The sequence below is a fragment of the Streptomyces sp. NPDC031274 genome, from assembly GCF_055570235.1.
This window is the reverse complement of sequence record NZ_JBVIHP010000036.1, coordinates 11,440-36,047: the sequence shown is the minus strand read 5'-3', so window position 1 is coordinate 36,047 and position 24,608 is coordinate 11,440. Positions and strand designations below refer to the sequence as shown.

The following is a 24,608-nucleotide window of genomic DNA, read 5'->3' as shown; positions in this document are numbered from 1 at the left end:
GCGGGCTCAGACCTGCTCGGTCTCGGGCCGGGCGCCCTCCACGTCGGTGGACCTCTCCGCCGATACTTCCTGCTCCCGTGCGATGTCGGCGCCCTGGCGGCGCCCCTTGCGCAGACCGAAGTAGTACGCGAGGACGCCCGCCCCGAGTGCCGCCTGCAGGGCGAAGAGCGCCGACTCGATCTCCCCGGAAGGGGGTTCGTACAGCGGCGAGAACCACGGCTCGTAGTCCGGCTTGATCTCGGTGATCGCGGTCTCGGCCTGGGCGTCCGCCCCTGCGAACGGTTCCTTTTCGTCGTCGCCGAGGCCCAGCGCCACCGGCAGCACCGCGAGCGCGGCGACGATGACGAGGAGCAGAATGTTGATCTTCGCGTTCCGGCTCATCAGGCGCTGGCCCCCGTCTCCGTCGTCTCCGTCTTCTTCGCCGCGGTCGCCGCCGACTGCTTGCCCTGCAGCAGTACGCCGAGCCGCGTGAGTTCACCCTTGCTGGACTGTACGAGCAGCCGCATCACCAGGACGGTGAGGAGTCCCTCGCTGACCGCCAGGGGGATCTGCGTGACGGCGAAGATGCCGCCGAACTTGCCCAGGGCGCCGAGGAATCCGCTGCTCGGGTCGGGGAACGCCAGGGCCAGCTGGACGCTGGTGACGCAGTACGTGGAGAGGTCGGCGACGAACGCGCCGAAGAACACGGCGACCATGAGCGGCACGTCGTACCGCTTCAGGAGCCGGTAGACCGCGTATCCGGCCCATGGCCCGACGATCGCCATGGAGAACACGTTGGCGCCGAGCGTGGTGAGCCCGCCGTGGGCGAGCAGCAGGGCCTGGAAGAGCAGCGTGATCGTGCCGAGCACGGCCATGATCGGCGGCCGGAACAGGATCGCGCCGAGCCCGGTGCCCGTCGGGTGCGAGCAACTGCCCGTGACGGAAGGGATTTTCAGTGCGGAAAGGACAAAGGTGAAGGCTCCGGAGGCGCCCAGGAGCAGGGTGCTCTCGGGGTGCTCCTTGACTTCACGGGTCAGGGAGCGGACTCCGTGGACGACGAACGGCGCGGACGCTACGCCCCAGGCGATCGCGTGCGCCGGCGGGAGGAAACCCTCGGCTATGTGCATGGCTAAGCAGACCCTCTCCAGCACCTCGTGGATGGACAACGCGCCTTGGCCGGTCTCCTGGCTGACGGGTCATACCGACCGGACTCCGCCTTCCCGGATGCGTTCGCACCCAGTGGCTGCCGCGAGGGCTGGAGCCGGACTTCCCGATCACAGTGGCGAGGGCCGCACCGGCATCACACCGGATTTCCCGTTCACCAAGGCGTGGTGACCATAGTGCGCGACCGAGTTTCCTGACAACTTGCGGGACGGCCGCGGCTGTGGCACGCGCCAACGCACACGACCAGGGGCGTACGCCCCTGGTCAGGCCTCAGGTCTCAGACCTCAGGCCGCAGGAATGCGTGAAGCCGGGCGGTCGCTTGTCGACGAAGGCGGCCATGCCCTCCTTCTGGTCCGCGGTCGCGAACACGGCGTGGAAGAGGCGGCGTTCGAAGCACACGCCCTCCGCGAGGGTCGTCTCGAAGGCCCGGGACACGGGTTCCTTCGCCATCATCGCGACGGGCAGGGACATCCCTGCGACGGCCTCGGCGACGGCGAGGGCCTCACCGACGAGTTCACCGGCGGGCACCACGCGCGAGACGAGCCCGGCCCGCTCCGCTTCCCCTGCGTCCATGGTGCGACCGGTCAGGCACATCTCCATTCTTCGCCGCCTGACCGGCGCCGGGTCCGCCACAGTGCACCGTCTTCCTGCCCATGACCGTCAGGAGCGGGCCCGCCTCGATCCGTTCCGCGCCCCTTCGCGCGACCCCCACTCCGTGGATCCGTGTCTCACCTCACGGTCCGGAATGTGATCAGCACTGCCCAAGAAGCCGACCACCCCTTAGCCTGACCAGTGCAGCTGGTTCGCCCTGCCCGCCAGGCAGACGCGTCGCAAGAGGGAACCCGGTGGGAATCCGGGACTGCCCCGCAGCGGTGAGTGGGAACGACCGCCGTCATACGCACTGGATCCGAGCGCGGATCCGGGAAGCGACGGCCAGTAGGAACCTGCCTCGGCAGGTGTGCCCGCGAGTCCGAAGACCTGCCCGTTGCCCGTACGTGACCCCTCACGTGCGGACATCCCGGTGACCTCGTGGGCGGGTCGGCGTACAGATCAGGTGGAGTACCGCAGCACCGCGCCGATGGCGCGCGTTCGGTCCGCCCGGTTCGTCACCCCTTCGCGTCCGTGTCCCGTCTCCGGGATCTCAAGGAGTCATCTCGCGAAGGAGATTTCCGTGACACCGAAGTCCGCAGCCGCGGCAGCACGGTCCACCGTGTACGGCTACCCCCGCCAGGGCCCCGACCGGGAACTGAAGAAGGCCGTCGAGGGCTACTGGAAGGGCCGCGTCACCGCTGACGCCCTCCGGGAGACCGCGGCGCAGCTGCGCCGGTCCACCTGGCAGCATCTGGCCGCCGCCGGCATCCATGAGGTGCCGACCGGTGACTTCTCGTACTACGACCACGTCCTCGACACCAGCGTCATGGTCGGCGCCGTCCCCCAGCGACACCGTGAGGCTGTCGACACCGACAGGCTCGACGGCTATTTCGCGATGGCCCGCGGCAACCAGGACGTGGCGCCGCTCGAGATGACCAAGTGGTTCGACACCAACTACCACTACCTCGTGCCGGAGCTCGGCCCCGACACCGTCTTCACCGCCGACTCCGCCAAGCAGGTCACCGAGCTGGGGGAAGCCCTCGCGCTCGGCCTCGCGGCCCGTCCCGTCCTCGTCGGCCCGGTCACCTATCTGCTGCTCGCCAAGCCCGCGCCCGGCGTCGCGGCCGACTTCGAGCCGCTCACTCTCCTCGACCGACTGCTGCCCGTGTACGCCGAGGTCATCGCCGACCTGCGCGCGGCGGGCGCGGAGTGGGTGCAACTCGACGAGCCCGCCCTGGTCCAGGACCGCACCCCGGCCGAGCTCAATGCCGCCGCCCGCGCCTATCGCGACCTCGGCGCCCTCACCGACCGCCCGAAGCTGCTTGTCGCCTCGTACTTCGGCCGACTCGGCGAGGCGCTGCCCGTGCTCGCCAAGGCGCCGGTCGAGGGCATCGCCCTCGACTTCACCGAGGCCGCGGCCAGCCAGCTCGAGGATCTCGCCGCCGTCGGCGGTCTTCCCGGCAAGCGTCTGGTCGCGGGCGTCGTCAACGGCCGCAACATCTGGATCAACGACCTGGAGAAGTCTCTCTCCACGCTGGGCACGCTCCTGGGTCTCGCCGACCGGGTCGACGTCTCGGCGTCCTGCTCCCTCCTCCACGTACCGCTGGACTCCACCGCCGAACGGGACATCGACCCGCAGATCGCCCGCTGGCTGGCCTTCGCGCACCAGAAGACAGCCGAGATCGCCACCCTGGCCCGCGGCCTGGCCCAGGGTACGGGCGCCATCACAGCCGAACTGTCCGCCAACCGCGCCGACTTGGCGTCCCGCTCTGGCTCGGCGCTCACCCACGATCCGGCCGTACGCTCCCGCGTCGCCGCCGTCACCGGCGCCGATGCCCGCCGCGCCCACGCCTACCCGGAGCGTGCGGCGGCCCAGCGGACCCGCCTCGGCCTCCCCCAACTGCCCACGACCACCATCGGCTCCTTCCCCCAGACCACCGAACTGCGAACCACCCGGGCCGACTTGCGTGCCGGACGCATCGACACGGCCGGTTACGAGGAACGCATCAAGAACGAGATCCGCGAGGTGCTCGCCTTCCAGGAGAAGGCAGGTATCGACGTCCTGGTGCACGGCGAGCCGGAGCGCAACGACATGGTGCAGTACTTCGCCGAGCAGCTCACCGGCTACCTCGCCACGCAGCACGGCTGGGTCCAGTCGTACGGCACCCGCTATGTGCGACCGCCGGTCCTGGCGGGCGACATCTCGCGGCCCGAGCCGATGACGGTGCGCTGGACCTCCTACGCCAACTCCCTCACCGACCGCCCCGTCAAGGGCATGCTCACCGGCCCGGTCACCATGCTCGCCTGGTCCTTCGTCCGCGACGACCAGCCGCTCGGCGACACGGCGCGCCAGGTCGCCCTCGCTCTGCGCGACGAGGTCGACGACCTTGAGACGGCAGGCACTTCGGTGATCCAGGTCGATGAGCCCGCACTGCGCGAGACGCTGCCGCTGCGGGCCGCCGACCGTGCCGCCTACCTGGACTGGGCCACCGAGTCGTTCCGCCTCACCACCAGCGGCGTACGCCCGGACACTCAGATCCACACGCACATGTGCTACGCCGAGTTCGGCGACATCGTCCAGGCCATCGACGACCTCGACGCCGACGTCATCAGCCTGGAAGCCGCCCGCTCGCACATGCAGGTGGCCCGCGAACTCGCCCAGCACGGCTACCCGCGCGAGGCGGGCCCCGGCGTCTACGACATCCACTCCCCGCGCGTCCCCAGCGCAGAGGAGGCAGCGGCCCTGCTGCGCAAGGGACTTGAGGCCATCCCCGCCGAGCGCCTGTGGGTGAACCCCGACTGCGGTCTCAAGACCCGCGGCTGGCCCGAGACCAGGGCGTCCCTGGAGAACCTGGTCGCGGCGGCACGCGAGGTGAGGGCGGAGCTGCCCACGGGTTCCTGACCCGAACGCACCAGTCGGGGCGGTCGTTCAAGGGCGAACGGCCGCCCCGTTCCGCCATGAGCCGGTCCCGGGCCTCCGGCCTCGCGGAGCGGTCGCAAGCGAGCTGCGGCGTCACCGACTGGCTTGAGGTCGGCCAGGGCCGCATCGACACCTTCGCCGACGCGACCGGCGACCACCAGTGGATCCACACCGACCCCGAGAAGGCCGCCCAGGGACCCTTCGGAGCCCCGTCCCGCTTCTGCGCCCGAGAAGCCCGCGTCAGAGGTTGTTCAGGCATCAGGGGTTGTTCAGATAGGTGAGGACGGCGAGGACGCGACGGTTGTTGTTGTCGTCATCGGTGATGCCGAGTTTGCCGAAGAGGGAGGTGGTGTACTTGCTGATGGCGCTGTCACTCAGGAAGAGCCGACGCGCGATGGCCTGATTGGACAAGCCTTCGGCCATGAGGGCGAGCACGGAGTGTTCGCGTTCGGTGAGCCGTTCAAGTCGCCGGTTCGATGACCCGCTGGACAGCAGTTTCGCGATGACGGCCGGGTCCATGGCAGTCCCGCCGGAAGCGACGCGTTCCAGGGCGTCGATGAACTGGTCGGCGTCGAACACGCTCTCCTTGAGGAAGTAGCCGATGCCACCGGTGCCGTCGGCCAACAGCTCGCGGGCATAGAGCTGTTCGACGTACTGGGAGAGAACCAGGACCGGCAGGCCGGGCCGTTCGCGGCGGGCGGCAAGAGCCGCACGCAGGCCCTCGTCCGTCTGGGTCGGCGGCATGCGGACGTCGACGACGGCGACGTCCGGGCGCCAGGTCAGCAGCGCGTCGAGCGTCTCGGGGCCGGTGGCCGCCGTCGCCACCACCTCGTGTCCGCACGCTTCGATGAGGCGGACCATTCCGTCGCGCAGAAGGTAGAGGTCCTCGGCTACTACGATTCGCATGGCACCATCATCCTCACCCGGGTCGGGCCCCCTGCCGGGCTGGTGATCTCCAGAGTGCCGTCGAAGACCGCGAGACGGCGGCGCAGCCCTTCCAGTCCCCCACCTGCTCGGGCGCTCACGCCGCCTCTTCCGTCGTCCTCGACGTCGACGACGAGGCCTGCGTCGTCCCGCGCGACGGTGATCTGTGCCCGGGTGGCATGGGCGTGCTTGACCGCGTTGGTCAGCAGTTCGGCGATGCCGAAGTACGCGGCGGACTCGATCGGCGGGTCGAGGCGCAGCGGGACGCCGGCGCTCACGGTCGCTTCGAGCGGGCTGTCCAGGGCAAGCGCGCGTACGGCGTCGACGAGCCCGCGGTCGTTGAGTACCGGCGGGTTGATTCCCTTGACCAGTTCGCGGAGTTCGGTCAGTGAGGTGGTGGCGCCCGCTCGCGCCTCCCGCATCAGCGCTTTCGCCTGGTCGGGGTCGGTCTCCATCAGCTTCTCGGCGGTCACGAGAGCAAGCCCGAGCCCGACAAGGCGGGCCTGCGCTCCGTCGTGCAGGTCCCGTTCGATCCGGCGGATCTCGGCGGCCTGGACGACGGTGGTGTCCGCACGCTGGGCCGTCAGCTCATCCACCCGGTCCGCGAGGACCATCGCAGGCGAGGCGCGCAGGAAGCGCGCGGCCACCGGCTCGACGGACCGCCAGGCGTACGGAGCGCTCGCGACGGCCACGGCCAGGCCGAGCACCCCGACAAGGCGGGCGAAAAGCGCCGACTGGCCGAACCCGATGACCGCCGTGGCGACTCCGGCCGGCGGAATAGCCGCGATCACGCCCGCGGTGAGCGGCGCGATCGCCGTGAAGCGCAGGTCACGCCAGTTCGCCGGGTCGTTCCACCGGATCCGCCACCTCTGGTCCATGAGGGCGTCGCGGCGGGTGCGTTCGTAGGAGAAACCGTTCCACCAGTACCCGGTGGACATCCGTACCACCGGCTCGGCCTGCCGGTACCCGGCGGGAACGACGGTGGCCGTCCACTTCACGACGAGGAAGCGGAACACCCGGCAGACGGGGCGGGACAGGGCGAACGTGCCCACACACACCAGCACGACCGGCGCGAGCCACGACCACGGGTTTCCCGCCCCCCACCAGATCCCCAGCACCACGGCAGCGGCCCACACGGCCGGAACCAGCATGCTGACGACCACCACCACACATGCCCGGACGAACCCCACGCAGGCACTTGCCGCCCACGACACGAACTGTCGCATGACCCTTCCTTCTGCTTCATGAACCGTGACCGGTACGGCTCGGTGGTCCCACTGTGCACGGCACAGTGCCCGCTCCCTCCCGGGTCGGCTCAGAAGTGGGTCAAGGCCCACCCTCCTCTACGCCCAGACCCATACCGCGCCTCTCCTGCGCTTCCTAACGTCGACACCGGACAGCGACACGAGCAGAGAATCACGAGCAGAGGAACGAGACATGGAAACCGCGAGCACCAGCACGGCGAAGGCCACTCACCTCAACCACCCTTACCGCGCCAGGGACTTCGGCAGGGCGAAGATCCTCGTGGCGGCCTACGGCGCGCTGAGCGCCGCCGTCCTCATCACGGTCGCCGCCCTCGCACTCACCGGACAGACGGTGACCTCGTTCATGTGGGGCCGGTCGGCCGGAGTACTCGCGAGCGCCGCCGTGACGTACTGGCTGACCGTCCTCGCCGCAAGGGGAGCACGATGGGCCTATCTGCGCGTGCGCGTCATCTCGATCGTCATGCCGATCACGATCATCGCGATCGACATGATCCCCGGCGCTCTGCCGACGTGGTTCGTCGCACTGCAGATCGTCTGCGCGCTCACCATCGGCGCGACCGCGTTCATCGTCAACGGACGCGGGCTGCGCGCCGCCGCCGACCGGTGCTGACCGTTGCTGACCGGGAGGGACGGAATCCGGGAGAGTTGATTGTTCACGTCCGGACGGGGAGCGACACCAGCCCACGAACAAGGCGGGTGCGCCGCCACTCAAGTTGATCGGGCGATACGGCAAGGCGGATTCCTGGGAACCGGGTCAAGATGGCTCGTAGGGCGATCTCCGCCTCGGCCCTCGCCAGGGGAGCGCCGACACAGCGGTGGATGCCGTGACCGAAGCTGAGATGGGCGGCGGCGTCCCGGTTCAGATCGAGCTGGTCGGGTGAGGGAAACCGCTGCGGGTCACGGTTGGCGGCGCCGAGAGACACCAACACGGGGGCACCTCCTGGGATCTCGGTGCCACCGAGATGGAGAGCCTCTGTCGTGAACCGGAAAGTGGCTGTGCTGACGGGCGAATCGAATCGGAGCAGCTCGTCCAGTGCGGCTGGCACATCGCCCGGATTCCTCCGCAGGCGATCCAGCTCGTGAGGGTGCCGGAGCAGCGCCAGGACAGCGTTGCCGAGGAAATTGGTGGTGGTTTCGTGCCCGGCGACCAGAAGCAGCACGGCGAGGGAGACCAGTTCCTCCTCGCCGAGGTGGTCGTCACCGTCGCGCGCCGAGATGAGACGGTCGAGGAGTGAATCGCCCGGACGCGCGCGTTTGGCGGCGATGAGGCCGCTCATGTAGTCGGCCATGGCGTGTGATGCCGCGTCGATGAGGTCGGGCCTACCGGCGGCGAACAACTCTCCGGACCAGCGTTGAACGTCGGTTCGATCCGCCTCCGGTACGCCGAGGAGCTCGCAGATCACGATGACGGGCAACGGCACCGCCAGGTCGGCGACGAGGTCGACCTGCTCGCCTGCGGGCCACTGATCCAGCAGGTCGTTGGTGACTCGGTCGATGAAGGGACGCAGCGCTGCGACGGCCCCGGTGGTGAATGCTCCGGTCACCAGCTTGCGCAACCGGCTGTGCTGGGGCGGGTCACTGGCCAGCATGCTGTGCGCAACCGCGGGGTGCAGACGGCGCTTTGACCCCTTGTCCGCGAAGAACGCGGCCGTGTCCTTCGAGAGCCGAGCGTCGCCGAGGGCTTCCCGCGCTTCCGCGTAGCCGGTGACCAGGTAACCGGCGTACCCACCGGAGCCGGTGGGCAGAGGCTGCACCGGACAGGTGGACCTCATGGCCGCGTAAGTGGGATACGGGTCCTGGAGAAAGCGGGGATCCTGCGTCGGGTCAGTCATGCTCTCGGGCTCCGATCATCACTTCCGGCTGACCATCGTCAGGGACAACGCCCAACTCGGTCCGTGTACACGGTAGGGCCGGAACCCGATGGTCAGCGCACCCGTCCCCTCGGCTTGAGCGGCACCGGCGGCAGGTCCGGCGCAGGGATGCGCTCGCCGTCGTACCCCTTCACCTCACCGAAGCGCGAGCCGGCCATCCAGTCCGAACGGGCCTGCGCGATGTCCTCGTTCGAGCGTCCGATGAAGTTCCACCACATGATCAGCTCTTCGTCGAACGGCTCTCCGCCGAGCAGCATCAGGCCCGCGTCCGACTCGGCGTGCAGCGGCAGTTCGGTGCGGCCGCAGCCCAGGTACAGCATCGAGCCGGGCAGTACGGGGACGCCGTCCACCCGGGTCTCGCCGGACATGCACAGGACGGCGTACTCGAAGTCGGGGTTCAGCGGGAGGCGTACGTCGGCGTCGCGGGTCAGGGTGAGGTCGGCGCCGACGATCGGGGTGTAGGTCGTGCCGGGCGAGGTGGTGCCGTCGACCGTGCCCAGGATGAGGGTCGCCGTCAGGCCGGGGGCCGTGACCAGGGGCAGCTCGGCGTGGTGCTCGAAGCGCGGGTCGGTGTTGCGGTGGACGTCGGGCAGTGCCACCCACAGCTGCGCGCCGTGCAGGAGGCGGGCGTGCGATCTGGGGCTCTCCTCGGAGTGCGAGATCGCCTTGCCCGAGGTCATCAGGCCCAGTTCGCGGGGGCGGATCGTCTGGAGGCTGCCCGTGGAGTCGCGGTGCAGGACCTCGCCGTCGTGCAGCCAACTGACCGTCTGCAGACCCATGTGCGGGTGGGGGCCCACCTGCATGCCGGGTTCGTCGGCGATGTCGTCCGGGCCGTAGTGATCCACGAAGCACCAGGCGCCGACCATGCGGCGGCCCAGGTTCGGCAGCAGACGGCGGACCTCCGTGGACTGACCGAGCTTGACCTTTCGAGGGCTGAGGAGTTCCCGGACCGGTTCGGCGACGACGAACCCGCGTCCGCCGCACAGGGACGGGACCGGCTCGCGATCAAGATTGCTCATGCCGCACAACCTAGACCCGTGGAGCACCTGCCGTCAGGCACGCGCTCCGGTCATTCCGGAAGAACCGCCGCACCGGTGCCGTGGCGGGGGAAATGATCAGCGAATCAGCGGAGCGGTCAGCGGAAGTAGTTGGTGGAAGGAGGTAGTGGAATTTTTAACTACCTGGGGTCGTTGGAGGGCTCGAAGGAGGCAACAGTGGACACGACGTACTACGACCACGGAACCGCGGCGGAGCGCTGGGAGCGCGCGCGGCAGTTCTTCGACGCCAAGGAGTACGCCACGGCGGCGCGCATCCTCGGCACCCTGGCCGACGAGGTGCCGGAGCAGGTCGCCCCGCGTCTGCTCCTCGCCCGCGCCTACTACCACTCGGCGCAACTGCGGCGCGCTGAGACCGAGTTGCGGACGGTCATCGAGCTCGACCCCGTCGAGCAGTACGCCCGGCTGCTCCTCGGCCGCACGCTCGAGCGGCAGGGACGGGACGCGGACGCGGCCCCGCACCTGCGCATGGCCGCGGCCCTCTCGGGAGATTTCGCGGAAGCCTGATCGCCGGTTCGTGACCGCCCTCCAGACCGGTCACGCTCCGCCAGGGCGCCGATGGCAGCGGCCATCGGCGCCCTGGCCGTATCTCCCGACCCGTATCTCCGACCCAGATCTCCCGGCCCAGCCCGTCACACCCACACCGCATCCGCCAACGCGACGCCCACGAAGACCGCGCCGAGCGCCGCGACGACACTGGCCACGACATTGACCGCGGCGTAGAACCGGGCACCGCCCTCGGAGAGCCGCAGCGTCTCGTACGAGAAGGTCGAGTACGTCGTCAGGGCGCCGCACAGGCCGGTACCGAGGAACAGCTGGGTGTGGGAGGAGGCGGCGCCCGCGACGATCGCGCCGGTGAGCACGCCGAGGACCAGGCTGCCCACCACGTTGACCGCGAACGTCCCCCACGGGAAGACCGTGTCGTGCCTGGCCTGCACGGCACGGTCGGTGAGGAACCGCAGCGGGGCGCCGATCATCGCCCCCGCGATCACGCAGATCCAGTTCACCGGCCCTCCCTGTTCCGGTCCGTCATGGCCGACTCCACGCCACGACGCGGCGCGTCGCCCACGACGCGCTCCACACCGCCGCGAGGGCCGTGAGCAGCGTCAGTCCGAGATAGGCGAGGCCCCTGCGGGCGTGACCGTGTTCCACCAGACGCTCGATGTCCACCGCGTAGGTGGAGAACGTGGTGAAGCCACCGAGCACGCCGGTGCCGAAGAAGGGCCGCAGCAGGCGGTGCGGCGTCCGCATCTCGGTGAGGATCACCATGAAGAAGCCCATGACCGCGCATCCGACGACGTTCACCAGGAGCGTCGCCGTCGGGAAGGCGTCGGGAGCGGTGGGCCAGATCAGAGACGTGCCGTAGCGGGCGGACGCGCCGATCGCGCCGCCGACGGCCACGACCGCCACCACGGGCCACACGCCGTGCTCCCTCACCTGCATCACCCGCATCACGTGTACGGAACCAAGAGACCGCCGCTGAAGATCAGCCTCAGGCTAGCCGCCCGCCGGTACGTCCCGCAGACCGAGGCGCAGGTGCTCGACATGGAAGAGGGCCTGGTCGAGGAGTTCGGCGACGTGGTGGTCGTAGAGGGCGTAGATGACGGAGCGGCCGTGCCGTTCGCCGGCGATCAGGCCCAGGTTGCGCAGCAGGCGCAACTGGTGGGAGCAGGCCGACTGCTCCATGCCGACCGCCTCGGCCAGGTCTCCGGCCGCGCAGGGACCCTCCTGGAGGCGGGCGAGGATCAGCAGCCGTGAGGGTGTCGCCAGGGCCTGAAGGGTGGCGGCGACGTCGGCCGCCCCCACGGCGTCCAGGCGTTCACGCGTGGTGGCGGTGCTCTTGTCGTCGACTCCGTGACCCATGGCGTCATCCTAGCGATGACGCCATGACACATGAAAAGCTGTTCATTCATTCCTGTACGGTGTGGACGTTGCCGCTTCCAAGCCCGTGAAGGGTTCCTTCGTCATGCCCACTGCCCTGCTCCCCCGCTCCGACCAGAGGCCTTCCACCGGCCCGGCGTCGGCTCCACGCCGCCGCACCCGTGTCCTCGCCCTCGCCGAGGCCCGCTGGGCGTCGGCGGCAACGGTCGCGTTCCTGCTCGCACTGCCGCTCCAGCTGGTGGGGGCCGCTTCCTGGACGTGGGGTGCGTTGTACGCCGTCGCGTACGTCGCCGGGGGCTGGGAACCCGCCCTCGCCGGGCTGCGGGCGCTGCGCGAGAAGACCCTGGACGTGGACCTGCTGATGATCGTCGCGGCCCTCGGCGCCGCCTCGATCGGGCAGGTGATGGACGGGGCGCTGCTCATCGTCATCTTCGCCACGTCCGGCGCGCTCGAGGCCCTTGCCACCGCCCGCACCGCCGACTCGGTACGCAGCCTCCTCGACCTCGCGCCCACCACGGCCACGCGGCTGACCGACGGAGAGGGGGAAGAGACTCTCGACACGGCCGAGTTGAGGGTCGGCGACGTGATCCTCGTACGACCTGGTGAGCGGGTCGGCGCGGACGGCGAGGTGCTTGAGGGTGCCAGTGACGTCGATCAGGCAACGATCACCGGGGAGCCGCTGCCGGTCGCCAAGGAGGCCGGGGACGAGGTCTTCGCGGGGACGCTGAACGGAGCGGGTGCGCTGCGGGTGCGGGTCGGGCGTGACGCGGCTGACTCGGTGATCGCGCGGATCGTGACGATGGTCGAGGAGGCGTCGGAGACCAAGGCGCCGACCCAGCTGTTCATCGAGAAGGTCGAGCAGCGGTACTCGCTCGGCATGGTCGTCGCGACGCTCGCGGTGTTCGCCGTGCCGCTGGCGCTCGGCGACGACCTGACCGGGGCCCTGCTGCGGGCCATGACGTTCATGATCGTGGCCTCGCCGTGCGCGGTGGTGCTCGCCACCATGCCGCCGCTCCTCTCGGCGATCGCCACCGCGGGGCGGCACGGCGTGCTGGTCAAGTCCGCCGTCGTGATGGAGCGTCTGGGTCAGGTGGACGCGGTCGCCCTCGACAAGACGGGCACTCTGACCGGGGGAACTCCGCGGGTGACCGCCGTCCACACGCTCCCCGGCAGCGACCTGACCGACGACACCCTCCTCGCGCTCGCGGCAGCCGCCGAGTACCGCAGTGAACATCCCCTGGCCCGCGCTGTCGTGGGTGCGGCACGCGCTCGCGGCATGGACATTCCACCGGTGACGGACTTCGCATCGGCGCCGGGTGTCGGGGTGAGCGCCACGGTCGGAGGCGCCGCCGTCGAGGTGGGGGCTCCGGCGCGGCTGCTCGGTACTCCGCCGGGCGGCGACGCCCGCGACACGGCGAGCGCGGATGTCCTCGTACGCGCACGGCAGTTGGGCGACAGTGGCCAGACCGCTGTGCTCGTGCTGCGCGACGGGGCTCCCGTGGGCGTCCTCGGCATCGCCGACCGCCTCCGCCCGGACGCCGCGGCGACCGTGACCGCCCTGGAGTCCCTGACCGGCAGGGCTCCGATGCTGCTCACCGGCGACAGCGCGCGAGCCGCGGCCCGGGTCGCGGCGGAGGTCGGCATCAGTGACGTACGGGCCGGGCTCCTTCCGCAGGACAAGGTCGCGGCGGTGCGCGAGGCGGAGGGCGCGGGACGCAGGGTCCTGGTCGTCGGGGACGGCGTCAACGACGCACCCGCCCTCGCCGCGGCCCACACCGGCATCGCGATGGGCCGGGCCGGTTCCGACCTGGCCCTGGAGACCGCGGACGCCGTCATCGTGCGGGACGAACTCGCCACCGTCCCGAAGGTGATCGCCCTGTCCCGGCGCGCCCGCGGGCTCGTGGCGCAGAACCTGGTGATCGCCGGGGCGTTCATCGCCGTCCTGGTCACCTGGGACCTGGTCGGCAGCCTGCCGCTCCCCCTCGGCGTGCTCGGCCACGAGGGCTCCACCGTGCTCGTGGGGCTCAACGGGCTGCGGCTGCTGCGGGACGCGGCGTGGCGGGACGCGGGGGCCTGAGCGGGCAGCCACCCCGCCGCCTCCCGCCGCCTCCCGCCGCCTTCGGACGCTGACCCCACAAGACACCGGGGTCCGTCACCACTGCGGGTGACGGACCCCGGATCAAACGGCAGAGCGCCTCCGGGCGCCGTGCCGGCTACGCCCCGCGATAGGTCTCCAGGAGCCGCAGCCACACCTCACTGATCGTGGGATAGGCCGGAACCGCGTGCCACAGCCGGTCGATCGGCACCTCCCCCGCGATCGCCACCGTCGCCGAGTGGATGAGCTCGCCGACGCCAGGGCCCACGAAGGTCACGCCGAGCAGGACCTCCCGGTCGAGGTCGACGATCATGCGGGCACGGCCTTCATAGCCGTCCGCGTAGAGGCCGGCGCCCGCCACGCCCGACATGTCGTAGTCCACGGCGCGCACGCGGTGGCCCGCGGACTCCGCTTCCTCAAGGGTGAGGCCCGCCGATGCCGCCTCGGGGTCGGTGAAGACCACCTGGGGTACGGCGTCACGGTCGGCGGTGGCGGAGTGCGCGCCCCAGCGGTCGGTCTCCAGAAGGGGGACGTCCTGGGCGCGGGCGACGATAGCGGCGCCCGCGACGCGGGCCTGGTACTTGCCCTGGTGGGTGAGGAGCGCGCGGTGGTTGGCGTCGCCCACCGCGTAGAGCCAGGTGCTGCCCTGCACCCGCAGGCTCTCGTCGACCGGCAGCCAGGAGCCCGGGTCGAGGCCGATCGTCTCCAGGCCGAGGTCGTCGGTGCGCGGGGCGCGGCCCGTGGCGAAGAGGATCTCGTCGGCTTCGAGGGTGTCGCCACCGGTCAGGGTCGCCGTGACGGTGCCGTTCTCCCTGCGTACGGCCGTGACCGAGACGCCGGTGCGGACGTCCGCGCCCGCTTCCCGCAGCGCCTTGGCGACGAGCTCCCCGGCGAACGGCTCCATGCGCGGCAGCAGCCCCTCGCCGCGCACGAGCAGCGTGACCTGCGAGCCGAGCGCCTGCCAGGCGGTGGCCATCTCCACGGCGACGACACCGCCGCCGACCACCGCGAGCCGACCGGGCACATGGTCCGCGCTGGTGGCCTCGCGGCTCGTCCACGGCTTCACGTCGGCGATGCCCGGCAGGTCCGGCAGCGCGGCGCGGGTGCCTGTGCACACAGCGACCGCGTGGCGGGCGGTGAGGGTCTGCTCGGTCCCGTCGGAGCCCGTGACGGTCACCTTGCGTGCTCCGGCGATGCGGCCGTGGCCTCGGTGGAGGGTCACGCCGATCGATTCCAGCCAGCCGACCTGGCCGTCGTCCTTCCAGTGGGATGTGTAGTCGTCCCGGTGCGCGAGGACCGCCGCCGCGTCCAGGGGCCCCTGCACCGACTGCCGCAGTCCTGGCACCTTGCGGGCGTCCGCCCGGGCGATGACCGGGCGAAGCAGCGCCTTGCTCGGCATGCACGCCCAGTACGAGCATTCGCCCCCGACGAGTTCACTCTCCACGATCGCCACGCTCAGACCGCCCGCCCGGGCCCGGTCCGCTACGTTCTCCCCCACGGGACCCGCGCCAAGGACCACTACGTCGTACGTCTTCGAATCCGTCATGGAAGACAGTGTGGTCGTAGGTGTGCGACGTGGCCACATGGGTACGCGCGCGGAACGAGCCCGGGTGAGCGCGTGGAATACGTCTGCCGCCCGAGCCGTTGTGCACAGCGGCTCCGACCGACAGCAGCAGGAAGAGGTAACACCATGAGCAGCACGACTGTGGAGCTCACCAAGGAAAACTTCGACCAGACGGTCACGGACAACGAATTCGTCCTGATCGACTTCTGGGCGGAGTGGTGTGGTCCGTGCAAGTCGTTCGCGCCCGTCTATGAGAAGGCCGCCGAAGGCAATCCCGACATGGTCTTCGGCAAGGTGGACACGGAGGCGCAGCCTGAGCTCGCTCAGGCCTTCGGCATCCAGTCGATCCCGACGCTGATGATCGTCCGCGACCAGGTGGCCGTGTTCGCACAGCCCGGCGCGCTGCCGGAGGCAGCCCTCGAGGACGTCATCGGGCAGGCCAGGCAGCTGGACATGGACGAGGTCCGCAAGTCCGTCGCCGAGGAGCAGGCCAAGGCTGAGGCGCAGGAACAGTAAGGAAGACGGCACCACGGGGAAGACCCCTGAGCGGAGAAGGCAGAGAAGCCCTCTGAACAGAAGGGTCAGCTGGACTCGCGGTGCACCGCCGTCGCACCGAGCACGTCGTGCACCTCGGGCTCCATGCCCGGGTCACGCACGCCCCGGTCGACGAGTTCCGCGAGTTTCTGACCCGACGGCAGCTCGATGCGGACCGTGCTGAGCCGCGGCCGCAGGAGCCTGCCGAGCATCAAGTCGTCGGCGCCGATCATCGCCGTCCCCTCGGGGACGGCGATGCCTTCGTCCTGCAGCGCCCGCATCAGCAGCATCGCGTACTCGTCGTTGTACGTGAACACCCCGTCGACGCCCAGCGTGCGCCAGCGTGCCGCGAGGCGGGCCGCCGACTCCTCGTCGTAGGCCAGGGGCAGCTCGGTCATCGTGGCGTCCTGGCCGTGCTGAGCGAGTGCGCGGCGCATTCCCTCGGCGCGCGGGCGCGCGAAGGACTCAAGACCCCGTTCCTCGGGAATCACGACGCCGATGTGCCGACAGCCGCGCTCCAGAAGGTGCGCCGCGGCGCGGTCACCCACCAGCCGCTGGTCCATGAGCAGCGCGTGCGCGCCCTCGGCCCGCTGCGGGCCCAGTGTGAAGACGGCCTTGGCACCTGACCGCTTCAGGACGCTCACTCCGCGCGCGCCCAGCCCCAGCGCGTCGGGGGCGAGGACGGCCACCGGGCGCAGCTCGGCCCAGGCGCGGGCCGCGTCCTCGCCGGTCAGGCCGAGGCTGCCGTACTGCACGACGGTGTAGTCGAACCGGCTGAGCGCCCACTGGAGCTCGTTGAAGAACTCGCTGAACAGCGGTCCCGCCGGGATCTGCGGCGTGGGCATCAGGACGACACGGGTGTGCCCGGCGCGCAGGCTGCGGGCGGCGGCGTGCGGGACGTACCCGAGCTCCTTGGCGGCCTCGTGGACGCGGCGGCGGGTGGGCTCGCTGATACGGACGGCGCTCGTGTTGTTCAGGACGTACGAGACGGTCGCGCGCGAGACCCCCGCCAGACGCGCCACGTCGGCGCTCGTCGGCACGGGGAACTGCGCGGGCTGCTGTGCGGTCTTGTTCGGTATCTGCACCATGGCGCGGCTCATACTTCCAGACGGCGCGGGGGCGCTCCCAGGCGGGCGCCGGGGCGCCCCTGACCCGCGTCGGACCACTCCCGGCCGCCCTGCGCGGCACGAACTGCCCTTCCCTCGTACCGTGTTCCTCCCGTGCCGGTTAGCGTGCGTGCACCTGCCCGTCGATCAAAGGTGCCCCCACATGACTGCCGACCGTGCCGACGGCCTCGCGCGCACCGCCCGCGCGCTGGCCGCCGGAGAAGTGTCCTCACGTGCGCTGACGGAGCGCACGCTGGCGCGGATCGAGGCCTCGCAGCCCGTGCTCAACGCCTTCAAGGTGGTGCGCGCCGAGGCCGCGCTCGCCGAGGCGGACGCCGCCGACCGGGAGCTGGCGTCCGGCGGGGCGGGGCGGCCGCTGCTGGGTGTGCCGCTCGCCGTGAAGGACGACACGGACGTGGCGGGCGAGCCGACCGCGTTCGGCTGCCGTGGCGACTTCCCGCCGAAGGAGGAGGACGCCGAGTCGGTACGCCGACTGCGGGCGGCCGGGGCCGTGATCATCGGCAAGACCAACACGTGTGAGCTGGGGCAGTGGCCTTTCACGGAGGGGCCCGGGTTCGGTGACACCCGCAATCCGTGGCACACGGGGCACACCCCCGGCGGCTCGTCGGGCGGGTCGGCGGCCGCGGTCGCGGCGGGGCTCGTCCCCGCCGCCCTTGGCTCGGACGGTGCGGGCTCGGTGCGTATCCCGGCCGCCTGGACCCATCTGGTCGGGATCAAGCCGCAGCGCGGCCGCATCTCGACGTGGCCCTGGCCCGAGTCCTTCAACGGCATCACCGTCAACGGCCCGCTCGCGAGGACCGTCGCCGACGCGGCCCTGCTGCTCGACGCGGCGAGCGGCCATCACAGCGGTGACCTGCACAAGCCGCCCGCCATCCGCGCCTCGGAGGCGGCCACCCGCGAACCGGGACGGCTGCGGATAGCCCTCTCCCTGCGCATGCCGTTCACCGCGACCCCCAAGCGCCTGCATCCCGTGGTGCGCCGGAAGGTCATCGTCCTCGCGGACCGGCTCGCCGCGCTCGGACACGACGTCGAGGAAGCCGACCCGCGCTACGGCCAGATCGGCCTCGGCTTCCTGCCGCGCGCCACGGCCGGCATCACCGAATGGGCCCGCGAGGTCCCCGACCCGCACCTGCTCGACCCGCGGACCAAGGAGGCGGCCCGCATGGGACGCCTCCTCGGCGGCGCCCCGCTGCGCCTGTCCCGCCGCGCCGAAGCCGTACTACACCGCCGTGTCGGCGCGATCTTCTCCACGTACGACGTCGTCCTCACCCCCACCACCGCCACTCCCCCACCCCGCATCGGCACCATGGCCGCCCTCAGCGGCTGGCGCACCGACCAGGCGATGATCGCCGCCTGCCCCTACGCGTGGACGTGGAACGTCCTTGGCTGGCCCGGCGTCAACGTCCCCGCGGGACAGGTGGCCGGAGGCCTGCCCGTCGGCGCGCAGCTGCTCGGTCCCGCGGGCAGCGAGCCGCGCCTGATAGCGCTGGCAGCCCAGTTGGAGGCGGATCAGCGCTGGTACGAGCGGTGGCCGACGGCGGCCGCGTGAGGCGTGGCGCATGGCCCGCCCCTGCGGACCATCAGGCGGACCCGCCCTGCGGGTCGGGCCGGAAAGGATCTACGGTGGCCCGCGTGACTGCCAACACCGATGACCCGCAGACGACCGCGCACCCGGGCCGCACGGGCCGCACCGCGACCACCGAGGCCGAGCCGCGTGAGGTCGGCCAGGTCCAGACGGCGTACGCCCCCGCCCACGACGGCGATCCCGACCCCGGCGAGATCGTCTGGACGTGGGTTCCCTACGAGGAGAACGACGGGCGCGGCAAGGACCGCCCCGTCCTCGTCGTCGCCCGCGAGGCGCGCGGCACGCTGCTCGCCGTGCAGCTCTCCAGCAAGCAGCACGCGAACGATAGGGAGTGGGTGCCGATCGGCAGCGGTCCCTGGGACCGCGAGGGCCGCGACTCCTGGGTCGACATCGACCGGGTGCTCCGGGTGCACGACGAGGGCATGCGCCGCGAGGCGTGCGCGCTCGACCGGATACGGTTCAACCTGGTCGTGCGGCGGCTTCAGGAGCGCTACGGCTGGCGCTGACCGCTAGGACAGGGGGCCGGTCACTGGGCACTTGACCCGCCCCTGAACCCCGCGCCGAACGCCTCGTCGAAGGCGGCCCGCGTCACCGCGCCGCGCGTGCGGTCGAGCACCCCGAAGACGATGTGCGCGAAGTACCCGTGGAACCGGCCGCCTTCGTCGAGCAGCGCCCGGAACGCGCCCGCCACCCGCGCGGGATCGTTCTGGAAGACCCCGCAGCCCCACGCACCGAGCACGAGCCGCCGGTAGCCACAGGCAGCGGCGGTCTCCAGGACCCGCTCCGCCCGCCCGGCGAGGGCGGTCGGCAGGTGCTCGGCGCGCTCCGGGGTCTGCCGCAGGACGACTCCCGCGTTCGGTGCGGCCGAGGTCAGGAAGCCCACCTCGTACGCCTCGTCGAGCAGCCGCCCCTTGTCGTCGCGGAAGACCGGCACGGCCGGGGAGTGGATCACCCGGTCACTGTAGAAGGGGTCGCGGTGGGCACGATGGTGGTCGTAGAACTCACGGACCGAGCGCACGCACGTGTACAGCGCCGAGGCGCGGCACAGCGCCTCTTCCTGCGCCTGGGCGCCGTTCAGATAGCCGCCGCCGGGATTGCGCGCGGAGGAGAAGTTCAGGACGGCCACGGGGCCCGTGTCCGCGGCGGTGAGCCGGTGCGCGGCCTCCAAGCTGCTCTCGCCGCTGACCTCGACTACCGTGGAGCTCAGCTCGGGCGGCGTCACGTCCGTCACGTTGATGGACGCCGGACCGAACATCCGCGTGCCGGAGCGCGCGGCGTCCACCGCATCCGCGATCACCACGTCGCGGCCACCCGGAGCGGCGTACCACCCTGCCGCCACGATCTCCTCGGTCTGCTGCGCGATGCCACGCAGTCGCGCGCTCATGCTTGCTCCCCCACTCCGAACACTGTCCTGTCCCCCGTCCCCCACATGAACACATCGTGAGCTCTTCCCGACATCCGCCGCAACACAATTCCCTGGCACGAGCTTGGGCCCAAGGGCACTCTTGTGCGAGCGGCCGACAAGGTCTTGGGTAGAACGAGCGCTGCCAACTCGGTCGACCCCATATCGAGTTGACCGGACGGTCCGCAACCGCTGGACCAGGCAGAACATGAACAGGAGGACCTCCGCATGCCCGAGGGTGACTGTACGAAGTACCGCGAGAAGTACGGCACCGCGGTATCCGAGTCCGAGGCTGAGGCGCTGGTCACCGGCATCTGCTTCAAGACCGGACCACCCCGCATCACCGGTGTCGAACTGGAATGGCTGATCCACGAGCCGCACCGGCTCCATCTGCCCGTGTCCCCCGCCCGCCTCGAAGCGGCCTACACCGCTCTGCGGGCCCTGCCCCTGCACTCCCTGATCACCGTCGAACCAGGCGGCCAGCTGGAGCTCAGCTCGCTCCCCGCCGCCTCGCTCATGGAGTGCGTGTCCGACGTATCGGCCGATCTCGCTCTCGTACGCGATCGCCTCGCCACCCTGAATCTGACGCTCACCGGACTCGGTGCCGATCCCTGGCGCCCACCGTCCCGCATCCTGCACCGGCCTCGCTACGACGCGATGGAGAGCTATCTCGACCGCGCGGGCCCCGCGGGCCGCCGCATGATGTGCTCCACCGCTTCCGTGCAGATCTGCCTGGACGCGGGGCACGAGGAGCCGGGCCCGCTCGGCTACGGCAGACGGTGGCGGCTCGCACATCTGCTCGGCCCCGTACTGGTCGCCGTGTTCGCCAACTCGCCGGTCCAGGACGGGCGTTCCACCGGATGGCGCTCCACGCGGCAGGCCGTGTGGGCGTCGATCGATCCGGGCACGTCCGGCGCGCCGCCGCTCGACACGGAGCCGCGGGCGGCCTGGACGCGGCACGTGATGGACGCGCCGGTGATGTTCATCAGAGCGCAGGGCGAAGGGAACGAAGCGTCCTGGGCCGTTCCGGAGGGGCTGACCTTCCGTGCCTGGGCCCGCTCGGGCGCGCCACGCCCGCCGACCCGCGAGGACCTCGAACATCACCTGACCACCCTCTTCCCGCCCGTACGCCCGCGCGGCCATCTGGAGATGCGGATGGTCGACGCGCAGCCGGGCCCGGACGGCTGGATCGTGCCGCTCGCCGTGACGAGCGCGCTGTTCGACGACCCGCAGGCGGCCGAGACCGCCTACCGCACCCTGAAGCCGCTGGCCGAGCGCGCGTGCCCGCCAGGCGTGCCCGCGGCGCCGCGCAGCCCGCTGTGGCTTGACGCGGCGCGGCACGGGCTCGCCGACCCGGAGCTTCGCGAGGCCGCCGCCGCCTGTTTCGCCGCGGCGGCCGAGGCGCTGCCCCGGATGGGCGCGAGCGCCGAGGTGCAAAGAGTGGTCGCCGCGTACGCCGAGCGGTATGTCGCGCGGGGCCGCTGCCCGGCCGACGATCTGCTCGACGGGCACAGGGAAGGCCACCACTACGACCACGAGCACGAGAAGGGCATCCTCCGATGACCGGAACCGTCAGCGACCCCGATGCGCTTCGCCAGCGCGCCGTGGCGGCGCTCCTCGCCGCCCGGGACCGCACCTCGCTCCTCACCACATGTGTCGATGAACCCGAACTGACCGCGCAGCACTCGCCGTTGATGTCACCACTGGTCTGGGACCTCGCGCACATCGGCAACCAGGAAGAGCTGTGGCTGCTGCGGGCGGTGGCGGGCCGTGACGCCATGCGACCCGAGATCGACGGCCTGTACGACGCCTTCGAGCACCCCCGCTCCGAGCGGCCGAGCCTGCCGCTGCTCGCGCCAGCGGAGGCGCGCCGCTACGCCGCCGAGGTGCGCGGGCGCGCCCTCGACGTCCTGGAACGCACACCGTTCCGCGGTTCGCCGCTGACCGACGCGGGGTTCGCGTTCGGCATGATCGCGCAGCACGAACAGCAGCACGACGAGACGATGCTGATCACCCATCAGCTGCGCTCGGGCCCCACCGCGCTCACGGCGCCGGACCCCGAGCCCGCGCCGCCGTTCAACGGCCCGTACGAAGTCCTCGTGCCGGGCGGCCCGTTCACGATGGGCACGTCCACCGAGCCATGGGCGCTCGACAACGAGCGTCCGGCTCACCACCGTCTGGTCCCGCCGTTCTACATCGACACGACGCCGGTGACCAACGCCGACTTCCAGCGCTTCATCGCCGACGGCGGCTATGCGGAGCAGCGGTGGTGGACCCCGGCGGGCTGGGACATGGTCCGCGGCAACGGACTCTCGGCGCCGCTCTTCTGGCGCCGGGAAGACGGCCAGTGGCTGCGCCGCCACTTCGGGGCCGTCGAAGTCGTACCGCCCGACGAGCCGGTCCTGCACGTCAGTTGGTACGAGGCCGACGCGTACGCCCGCTGGGCGGGCCGGCGCCTGCCCAGCGAGGAGGAGTGGGAGAAGGCCGCCCGGCACGACCCGGCGAGCGACCGCTCGATGCGCTACCCGTGGGGTGACGCGGACCCCACCCCCGAGCGCGCCAACCTGGGCCAGCGCCATCTCCGCCCCGCTCCCGTCGGCAGCTACCCGGCCGGTGAGTCGCCGCTCGGCGTGCGCCAGCTGATCGGCGACGTATGGGAGTGGACGTCGAGCGACTTCCTGCCCTATCCGGGGTTCGCCGCCTTCCCCTACCGCGAGTACTCGGACGTCTTCTTCGGCGGGGACTACAAGGTGCTGCGTGGCGGTGCCTTCTCCGTGGACGAGGTGGCCTGCCGGGGTACGTTCCGCAACTGGGACCATCCCATGCGGCGGCAGATCTTCTCCGGGTTCCGCACCGCACGCGACGCGGACGCGACGGAGACCGCCTGATGTGCCGTCACCTGGCCTTCCTGGGAGCCGACGAGCCCCTCGGGAAGCTCCTCGTGGACCCCGCGCACAGCCTGTTCCGACAGTCCTGGGCACCGCGGCAGCAGCGCTACGGCACGGTCAACGCCGATGGGTTCGGAGTGGGCTGGTACGCCGACGGCGACCCGGTGCCCGCGCGCTACCGCCGCTCCGGACCGATCTGGGGCGACCAGTCCTTCGCGGACCTCGCCCGGGTCGTCAGGTCCGGGGCGCTGCTCGCCGCGGTGCGCGACGCGACCGAGGCGGGCGCGGACGGGGAAGCGGCGGCGGCGCCCTTCGCCGCCGGGACCTGGCTCTTCAGCCACAACGGCGCGGTCACGGGCTGGCCCAGGTCGCTCGCCTCCGTGGCCCGGCTGCTTCCGCCCGCCGAGCTTCTGTCCTTGGAGGCGCGCTGCGACTCCGCGCTGGTGTGGGCGCTCGTCCTGCACCGGCTGCGCAACGGCGACGACGAGGGCCAGGCCATCGCGGACACCGTGACGGAGGTCGCGCAGGCCGCTCCCGGATCGCGCCTCAACCTCCTGCTCACCAACGGCGAGACGATCGTGGCGACCGCCTGGGGCGACACCCTCTGGTATCTCACCGAACCGGGCCGCCGCACCGTCGTGGCCTCAGAGCCCTACGACGACGATCCGCACTGGCACCAGGTGCCCGACCACACGCTGCTCGCCGCCAGCCGTACCGACGTTCTGCTGACCCCGCTCAAGGAGCCCACCGCGTGAGCCCGTTCCAGCTGACCCGCACCCTGCCCCTGGACGCCACCGGCGCGGCCCTGCGCGCCGACGTCCTGCGGGGCCTCACCCGCCCCCCAGCTCTCGACTCCGCTCAACCAGGGGGAACCCCCTTCCTCAAGACGCTGCCGCCCAAGTGGTTCTACGACGCGCGGGGCAGCGCGCTCTTCGACGAGATCACCACGCTGCCGGAGTACTACCCCACGCGCGCCGAGCGCGAGATCCTCCAGACCCGCGCCGAGGAGATCGCCGGGGTGACGGGCGCACGCACACTGATCGAGCTGGGCTCGGGATCGTCGGAGAAGACCCGCCACCTGATCGACGCGCTTCCCGACCTGCACACGTACGTCCCCGTGGACGTGAGCGAGAGCGCGCTCACCGGCGCCGCGAACACCTTGCTCGCCTCGCGCCCCTCCCTGAACGTGCACGCCCTGATCGCCGACTTCACCCGCGGTCTCGCCCTTCCGGGCACACCGGGTCCGCGCCTCGTCGCCTTCCTCGGCGGCACGATCGGCAACCTCCTTCCGGCGGAGCGTTCGGCGTTCCTGACGTCGGTACGCACGCTTCTCTCTCCCGGTGACGCGCTGCTGCTCGGCACGGACCTGGTGAAGGAGGAGTCGGTTCTCGTCTCGGCGTACGACGACGGGTCGGGCGTCACGGCCGCCTTCAACAAGAACGTCCTGGCCGTGATCAACCGCGAGCTGGGCGCGGACTTCGACCCCGACGCGTTCTCGCACGTGGCCGTCTGGGACCGCGAGCACGAGTGGGTCGAGATGCGCCTGCGCTCCCTGGCCGCCCAGACGGTGAAGATCCCGGCGCTCGACCTGGCGGTCGACTTCGACCGCCACGAGGAGATGCGCACCGAGATATCGGCGAAGTTCCGGGAGGAGGGGGTGCGGTCCGAACTGTCGTCGGCGGACCTGAAGCTGACCCACTGGTGGACGGACGAGAGGGCGCGCTTCGCGCTGTCGCTCAGCGTGGCGCGCTAGTCCCGCGCGT

General features: G+C 71.1%; 23 protein-coding genes, 3 pseudogenes and 2 riboswitches. Of the genes and pseudogenes, 12 read left to right on the top strand and 14 right to left on the bottom strand.

The features are described from left to right. Positions 1-6 precede the first annotated feature (6 nt). The 4 genes and pseudogenes from ACZ5CR_RS39115 to ACZ5CR_RS39100 all read right to left on the bottom strand — a co-directional run. The gene (locus tag ACZ5CR_RS39115; RefSeq protein WP_468866795.1) at positions 7-381 is read right to left on the bottom strand and encodes an energy-coupling factor ABC transporter substrate-binding protein; all 375 of its coding nucleotides are present in this window, start codon (positions 379-381) and stop codon (positions 7-9) included. Continuing rightward, a complete protein-coding gene (locus tag ACZ5CR_RS39110) occupies positions 381-1,106 on the bottom strand; it encodes an energy-coupling factor ABC transporter permease (RefSeq protein ID WP_468866793.1) in 726 nt (241 codons plus the stop codon). The genes ACZ5CR_RS39115 and ACZ5CR_RS39110 overlap by 1 nt, the downstream gene beginning before the upstream one ends. A gap of 30 nt (positions 1,107-1,136) precedes the next feature. Then, positions 1,137-1,334: riboswitch (cobalamin riboswitch) on the bottom strand. Positions 1,335-1,413: 79 nt separating this feature from the next. Further along, positions 1,414-1,743, bottom strand: a pseudogene (locus tag ACZ5CR_RS39105) (enoyl-CoA hydratase-related protein); the annotation flags it as partial. Position 1,744: 1 nt separating this feature from the next. Next, a pseudogene (locus ACZ5CR_RS39100) lies at positions 1,745-1,834 on the bottom strand (3-hydroxyisobutyrate dehydrogenase); the annotation flags it as partial. Between the two features lie 91 nt (positions 1,835-1,925). Continuing rightward, a riboswitch (cobalamin riboswitch) is annotated at positions 1,926-2,143 on the top strand. 171 nt (positions 2,144-2,314) lie between these two features. Here ACZ5CR_RS39100 and metE point away from each other — a divergent pair. Both metE and ACZ5CR_RS39090 read left to right on the top strand, forming a co-directional pair. After that, positions 2,315-4,636, top strand: a complete 2,322-nt coding sequence (metE, locus tag ACZ5CR_RS39095) for a 5-methyltetrahydropteroyltriglutamate--homocysteine S-methyltransferase (protein ID WP_468866791.1) — start codon at positions 2,315-2,317, stop codon at positions 4,634-4,636. 56 nt (positions 4,637-4,692) lie between these two features. Further along, positions 4,693-4,866 (top strand): annotated as a pseudogene (locus tag ACZ5CR_RS39090) (MaoC/PaaZ C-terminal domain-containing protein); the annotation flags it as partial. A 46-nt stretch (positions 4,867-4,912) separates the two neighbouring features. Here ACZ5CR_RS39090 and ACZ5CR_RS39085 read toward each other — a convergent pair. Next, entirely contained in the window at positions 4,913-5,560 is a 648-nt protein-coding gene (locus ACZ5CR_RS39085; protein ID WP_389906508.1) for a response regulator transcription factor, read from the bottom strand. Then, on the bottom strand, positions 5,548-6,804 hold the full coding sequence (locus ACZ5CR_RS39080; RefSeq protein ID WP_468866788.1) for a sensor histidine kinase: 1,257 nt from the start codon (positions 6,802-6,804) through the stop codon (positions 5,548-5,550). The genes ACZ5CR_RS39085 and ACZ5CR_RS39080 overlap by 13 nt, the downstream gene beginning before the upstream one ends. A gap of 211 nt (positions 6,805-7,015) precedes the next feature. Here ACZ5CR_RS39080 and ACZ5CR_RS39075 point away from each other — a divergent pair, with 211 nt between their 5' ends. After that, positions 7,016-7,453, top strand: coding sequence for a hypothetical protein (locus tag ACZ5CR_RS39075; RefSeq protein ID WP_468866786.1), 438 nt, complete (start codon positions 7,016-7,018; stop codon positions 7,451-7,453). A gap of 43 nt (positions 7,454-7,496) precedes the next feature. On the opposite strand, the gene ACZ5CR_RS39070 is transcribed toward ACZ5CR_RS39075, so the two are convergent. Both ACZ5CR_RS39070 and ACZ5CR_RS39065 read right to left on the bottom strand, forming a co-directional pair. Then, positions 7,497-8,675, bottom strand: coding sequence for a cytochrome P450 family protein (locus ACZ5CR_RS39070; RefSeq protein ID WP_468866783.1), 1,179 nt, complete (start codon positions 8,673-8,675; stop codon positions 7,497-7,499). Between the two features lie 92 nt (positions 8,676-8,767). Then, a complete protein-coding gene (locus ACZ5CR_RS39065) occupies positions 8,768-9,733 on the bottom strand; it encodes a pirin family protein (protein WP_468866781.1) in 966 nt (321 codons plus the stop codon). Between the two features lie 195 nt (positions 9,734-9,928). On the opposite strand from ACZ5CR_RS39065, the gene ACZ5CR_RS39060 reads away from it, so the two are divergent. Then, positions 9,929-10,276 (top strand): tetratricopeptide repeat protein, encoded by a 348-nt coding sequence (locus ACZ5CR_RS39060; RefSeq protein ID WP_468866780.1) that lies wholly within the window; start codon positions 9,929-9,931, stop codon positions 10,274-10,276. Positions 10,277-10,401: 125 nt separating this feature from the next. Here the strand turns inward: ACZ5CR_RS39060 and crcB (ACZ5CR_RS39055) are convergent, their stop codons facing one another. Genes crcB (ACZ5CR_RS39055) through ACZ5CR_RS39045 form a run of 3 tightly spaced genes read right to left on the bottom strand, consistent with a single transcriptional unit; the run spans position 10,402 to position 11,632 of the window. Then, positions 10,402-10,776: a fluoride efflux transporter CrcB gene (gene crcB / locus ACZ5CR_RS39055; protein ID WP_468866777.1), complete on the bottom strand. Its 375-nt coding sequence runs from the start codon at positions 10,774-10,776 to the stop codon at positions 10,402-10,404. 22 nt (positions 10,777-10,798) lie between these two features. Then, a complete protein-coding gene (gene crcB, locus ACZ5CR_RS39050) occupies positions 10,799-11,221 on the bottom strand; it encodes a fluoride efflux transporter CrcB (protein ID WP_468866775.1) in 423 nt (140 codons plus the stop codon). A gap of 45 nt (positions 11,222-11,266) precedes the next feature. Continuing rightward, complete coding sequence (locus tag ACZ5CR_RS39045; protein ID WP_468866772.1) at positions 11,267-11,632, bottom strand: ArsR/SmtB family transcription factor; 366 nt, start codon at positions 11,630-11,632, stop codon at positions 11,267-11,269. 103 nt (positions 11,633-11,735) lie between these two features. Between ACZ5CR_RS39045 and ACZ5CR_RS39040 the strand changes: the two genes are divergently transcribed. Continuing rightward, the gene (locus ACZ5CR_RS39040; protein ID WP_468866770.1) at positions 11,736-13,727 is read left to right on the top strand and encodes a heavy metal translocating P-type ATPase; all 1,992 of its coding nucleotides are present in this window, start codon (positions 11,736-11,738) and stop codon (positions 13,725-13,727) included. A 136-nt stretch (positions 13,728-13,863) separates the two neighbouring features. Here the strand turns inward: ACZ5CR_RS39040 and ACZ5CR_RS39035 are convergent, their stop codons facing one another. Further along, entirely contained in the window at positions 13,864-15,291 is a 1,428-nt protein-coding gene (locus ACZ5CR_RS39035; protein WP_468866768.1) for a dihydrolipoyl dehydrogenase family protein, read from the bottom strand. A gap of 144 nt (positions 15,292-15,435) precedes the next feature. Here ACZ5CR_RS39035 and trxA point away from each other — a divergent pair, with 144 nt between their 5' ends. Beyond that, complete coding sequence (gene trxA, locus ACZ5CR_RS39030) at positions 15,436-15,825, top strand: thioredoxin (protein WP_468866766.1); 390 nt, start codon at positions 15,436-15,438, stop codon at positions 15,823-15,825. 65 nt (positions 15,826-15,890) lie between these two features. On the opposite strand, the gene ACZ5CR_RS39025 is transcribed toward trxA, so the two are convergent. Then, positions 15,891-16,931 carry a LacI family DNA-binding transcriptional regulator gene (locus tag ACZ5CR_RS39025; protein WP_468866764.1) on the bottom strand — a complete coding sequence of 347 codons (1,041 nt, stop codon included), beginning with the start codon at positions 16,929-16,931 and terminating at the stop codon, positions 15,891-15,893. Between the two features lie 181 nt (positions 16,932-17,112). Here ACZ5CR_RS39025 and ACZ5CR_RS39020 point away from each other — a divergent pair, with 181 nt between their 5' ends. After that, positions 17,113-18,519, top strand: a complete 1,407-nt coding sequence (locus ACZ5CR_RS39020) for an amidase (protein WP_468866762.1) — start codon at positions 17,113-17,115, stop codon at positions 18,517-18,519. An 83-nt stretch (positions 18,520-18,602) separates the two neighbouring features. Continuing rightward, entirely contained in the window at positions 18,603-19,061 is a 459-nt protein-coding gene (locus ACZ5CR_RS39015) for a type II toxin-antitoxin system PemK/MazF family toxin (RefSeq protein WP_468866760.1), read from the top strand. A gap of 20 nt (positions 19,062-19,081) precedes the next feature. On the opposite strand, the gene ACZ5CR_RS39010 is transcribed toward ACZ5CR_RS39015, so the two are convergent. After that, positions 19,082-19,939 carry a TIGR02452 family protein gene (locus tag ACZ5CR_RS39010; protein WP_468866757.1) on the bottom strand — a complete coding sequence of 286 codons (858 nt, stop codon included), beginning with the start codon at positions 19,937-19,939 and terminating at the stop codon, positions 19,082-19,084. A gap of 246 nt (positions 19,940-20,185) precedes the next feature. Here ACZ5CR_RS39010 and egtA point away from each other — a divergent pair, with 246 nt between their 5' ends. Genes egtA through egtD form a run of 4 tightly spaced genes read left to right on the top strand, consistent with a single transcriptional unit; the run spans position 20,186 to position 24,598 of the window. Next, positions 20,186-21,520: an ergothioneine biosynthesis glutamate--cysteine ligase EgtA gene (egtA, locus tag ACZ5CR_RS39005; RefSeq protein WP_468866755.1), complete on the top strand. Its 1,335-nt coding sequence runs from the start codon at positions 20,186-20,188 to the stop codon at positions 21,518-21,520. Continuing rightward, the gene (gene egtB / locus ACZ5CR_RS39000; RefSeq protein WP_468866753.1) at positions 21,517-22,845 is read left to right on the top strand and encodes an ergothioneine biosynthesis protein EgtB; all 1,329 of its coding nucleotides are present in this window, start codon (positions 21,517-21,519) and stop codon (positions 22,843-22,845) included. The genes egtA and egtB overlap by 4 nt, the downstream gene beginning before the upstream one ends. Next, the gene (gene egtC, locus ACZ5CR_RS38995; protein ID WP_468866751.1) at positions 22,845-23,600 is read left to right on the top strand and encodes an ergothioneine biosynthesis protein EgtC; all 756 of its coding nucleotides are present in this window, start codon (positions 22,845-22,847) and stop codon (positions 23,598-23,600) included. The genes egtB and egtC overlap by 1 nt, the downstream gene beginning before the upstream one ends. Beyond that, the gene (egtD, locus tag ACZ5CR_RS38990) at positions 23,597-24,598 is read left to right on the top strand and encodes an L-histidine N(alpha)-methyltransferase (RefSeq protein WP_468866749.1); all 1,002 of its coding nucleotides are present in this window, start codon (positions 23,597-23,599) and stop codon (positions 24,596-24,598) included. The genes egtC and egtD overlap by 4 nt, the downstream gene beginning before the upstream one ends. The last annotated feature ends 10 nt before the right edge of the window (positions 24,599-24,608 follow it).

What these genes read in the sequence shown, in the direction of transcription:
- ACZ5CR_RS39115 (WP_468866795.1), bottom strand. Translation starts at nt 381, where the DNA reads ATGAGCCGGAACGCGAAGATCAACATTCTGCTCCTCGTCATCGTCGCC.
- ACZ5CR_RS39110 (WP_468866793.1), bottom strand. Translation starts at nt 1,106, where the DNA reads ATGCACATAGCCGAGGGTTTCCTCCCGCCGGCGCACGCGATCGCCTGG.
- ACZ5CR_RS39085 (WP_389906508.1), bottom strand. Translation starts at nt 5,560, where the DNA reads ATGCGAATCGTAGTAGCCGAGGACCTCTACCTTCTGCGCGACGGAATG.
- ACZ5CR_RS39080 (WP_468866788.1), bottom strand. Translation starts at nt 6,804, where the DNA reads ATGCGACAGTTCGTGTCGTGGGCGGCAAGTGCCTGCGTGGGGTTCGTC.
- ACZ5CR_RS39075 (WP_468866786.1), top strand. Translation starts at nt 7,016, where the DNA reads ATGGAAACCGCGAGCACCAGCACGGCGAAGGCCACTCACCTCAACCAC.
- ACZ5CR_RS39070 (WP_468866783.1), bottom strand. Translation starts at nt 8,675, where the DNA reads ATGACTGACCCGACGCAGGATCCCCGCTTTCTCCAGGACCCGTATCCC.
- ACZ5CR_RS39065 (WP_468866781.1), bottom strand. Translation starts at nt 9,733, where the DNA reads ATGAGCAATCTTGATCGCGAGCCGGTCCCGTCCCTGTGCGGCGGACGC.
- crcB (WP_468866775.1), bottom strand. Translation starts at nt 11,221, where the DNA reads ATGCGGGTGATGCAGGTGAGGGAGCACGGCGTGTGGCCCGTGGTGGCG.
- ACZ5CR_RS39045 (WP_468866772.1), bottom strand. Translation starts at nt 11,632, where the DNA reads ATGGGTCACGGAGTCGACGACAAGAGCACCGCCACCACGCGTGAACGC.
- ACZ5CR_RS39040 (WP_468866770.1), top strand. Translation starts at nt 11,736, where the DNA reads ATGCCCACTGCCCTGCTCCCCCGCTCCGACCAGAGGCCTTCCACCGGC.
- ACZ5CR_RS39035 (WP_468866768.1), bottom strand. Translation starts at nt 15,291, where the DNA reads ATGACGGATTCGAAGACGTACGACGTAGTGGTCCTTGGCGCGGGTCCC.
- trxA (WP_468866766.1), top strand. Translation starts at nt 15,436, where the DNA reads ATGAGCAGCACGACTGTGGAGCTCACCAAGGAAAACTTCGACCAGACG.
- ACZ5CR_RS39025 (WP_468866764.1), bottom strand. Translation starts at nt 16,931, where the DNA reads ATGGTGCAGATACCGAACAAGACCGCACAGCAGCCCGCGCAGTTCCCC.
- ACZ5CR_RS39020 (WP_468866762.1), top strand. Translation starts at nt 17,113, where the DNA reads ATGACTGCCGACCGTGCCGACGGCCTCGCGCGCACCGCCCGCGCGCTG.
- ACZ5CR_RS39010 (WP_468866757.1), bottom strand. Translation starts at nt 19,939, where the DNA reads ATGAGCGCGCGACTGCGTGGCATCGCGCAGCAGACCGAGGAGATCGTG.
- egtA (WP_468866755.1), top strand. Translation starts at nt 20,186, where the DNA reads ATGCCCGAGGGTGACTGTACGAAGTACCGCGAGAAGTACGGCACCGCG.
- egtB (WP_468866753.1), top strand. Translation starts at nt 21,517, where the DNA reads ATGACCGGAACCGTCAGCGACCCCGATGCGCTTCGCCAGCGCGCCGTG.
- egtC (WP_468866751.1), top strand. Translation starts at nt 22,845, where the DNA reads ATGTGCCGTCACCTGGCCTTCCTGGGAGCCGACGAGCCCCTCGGGAAG.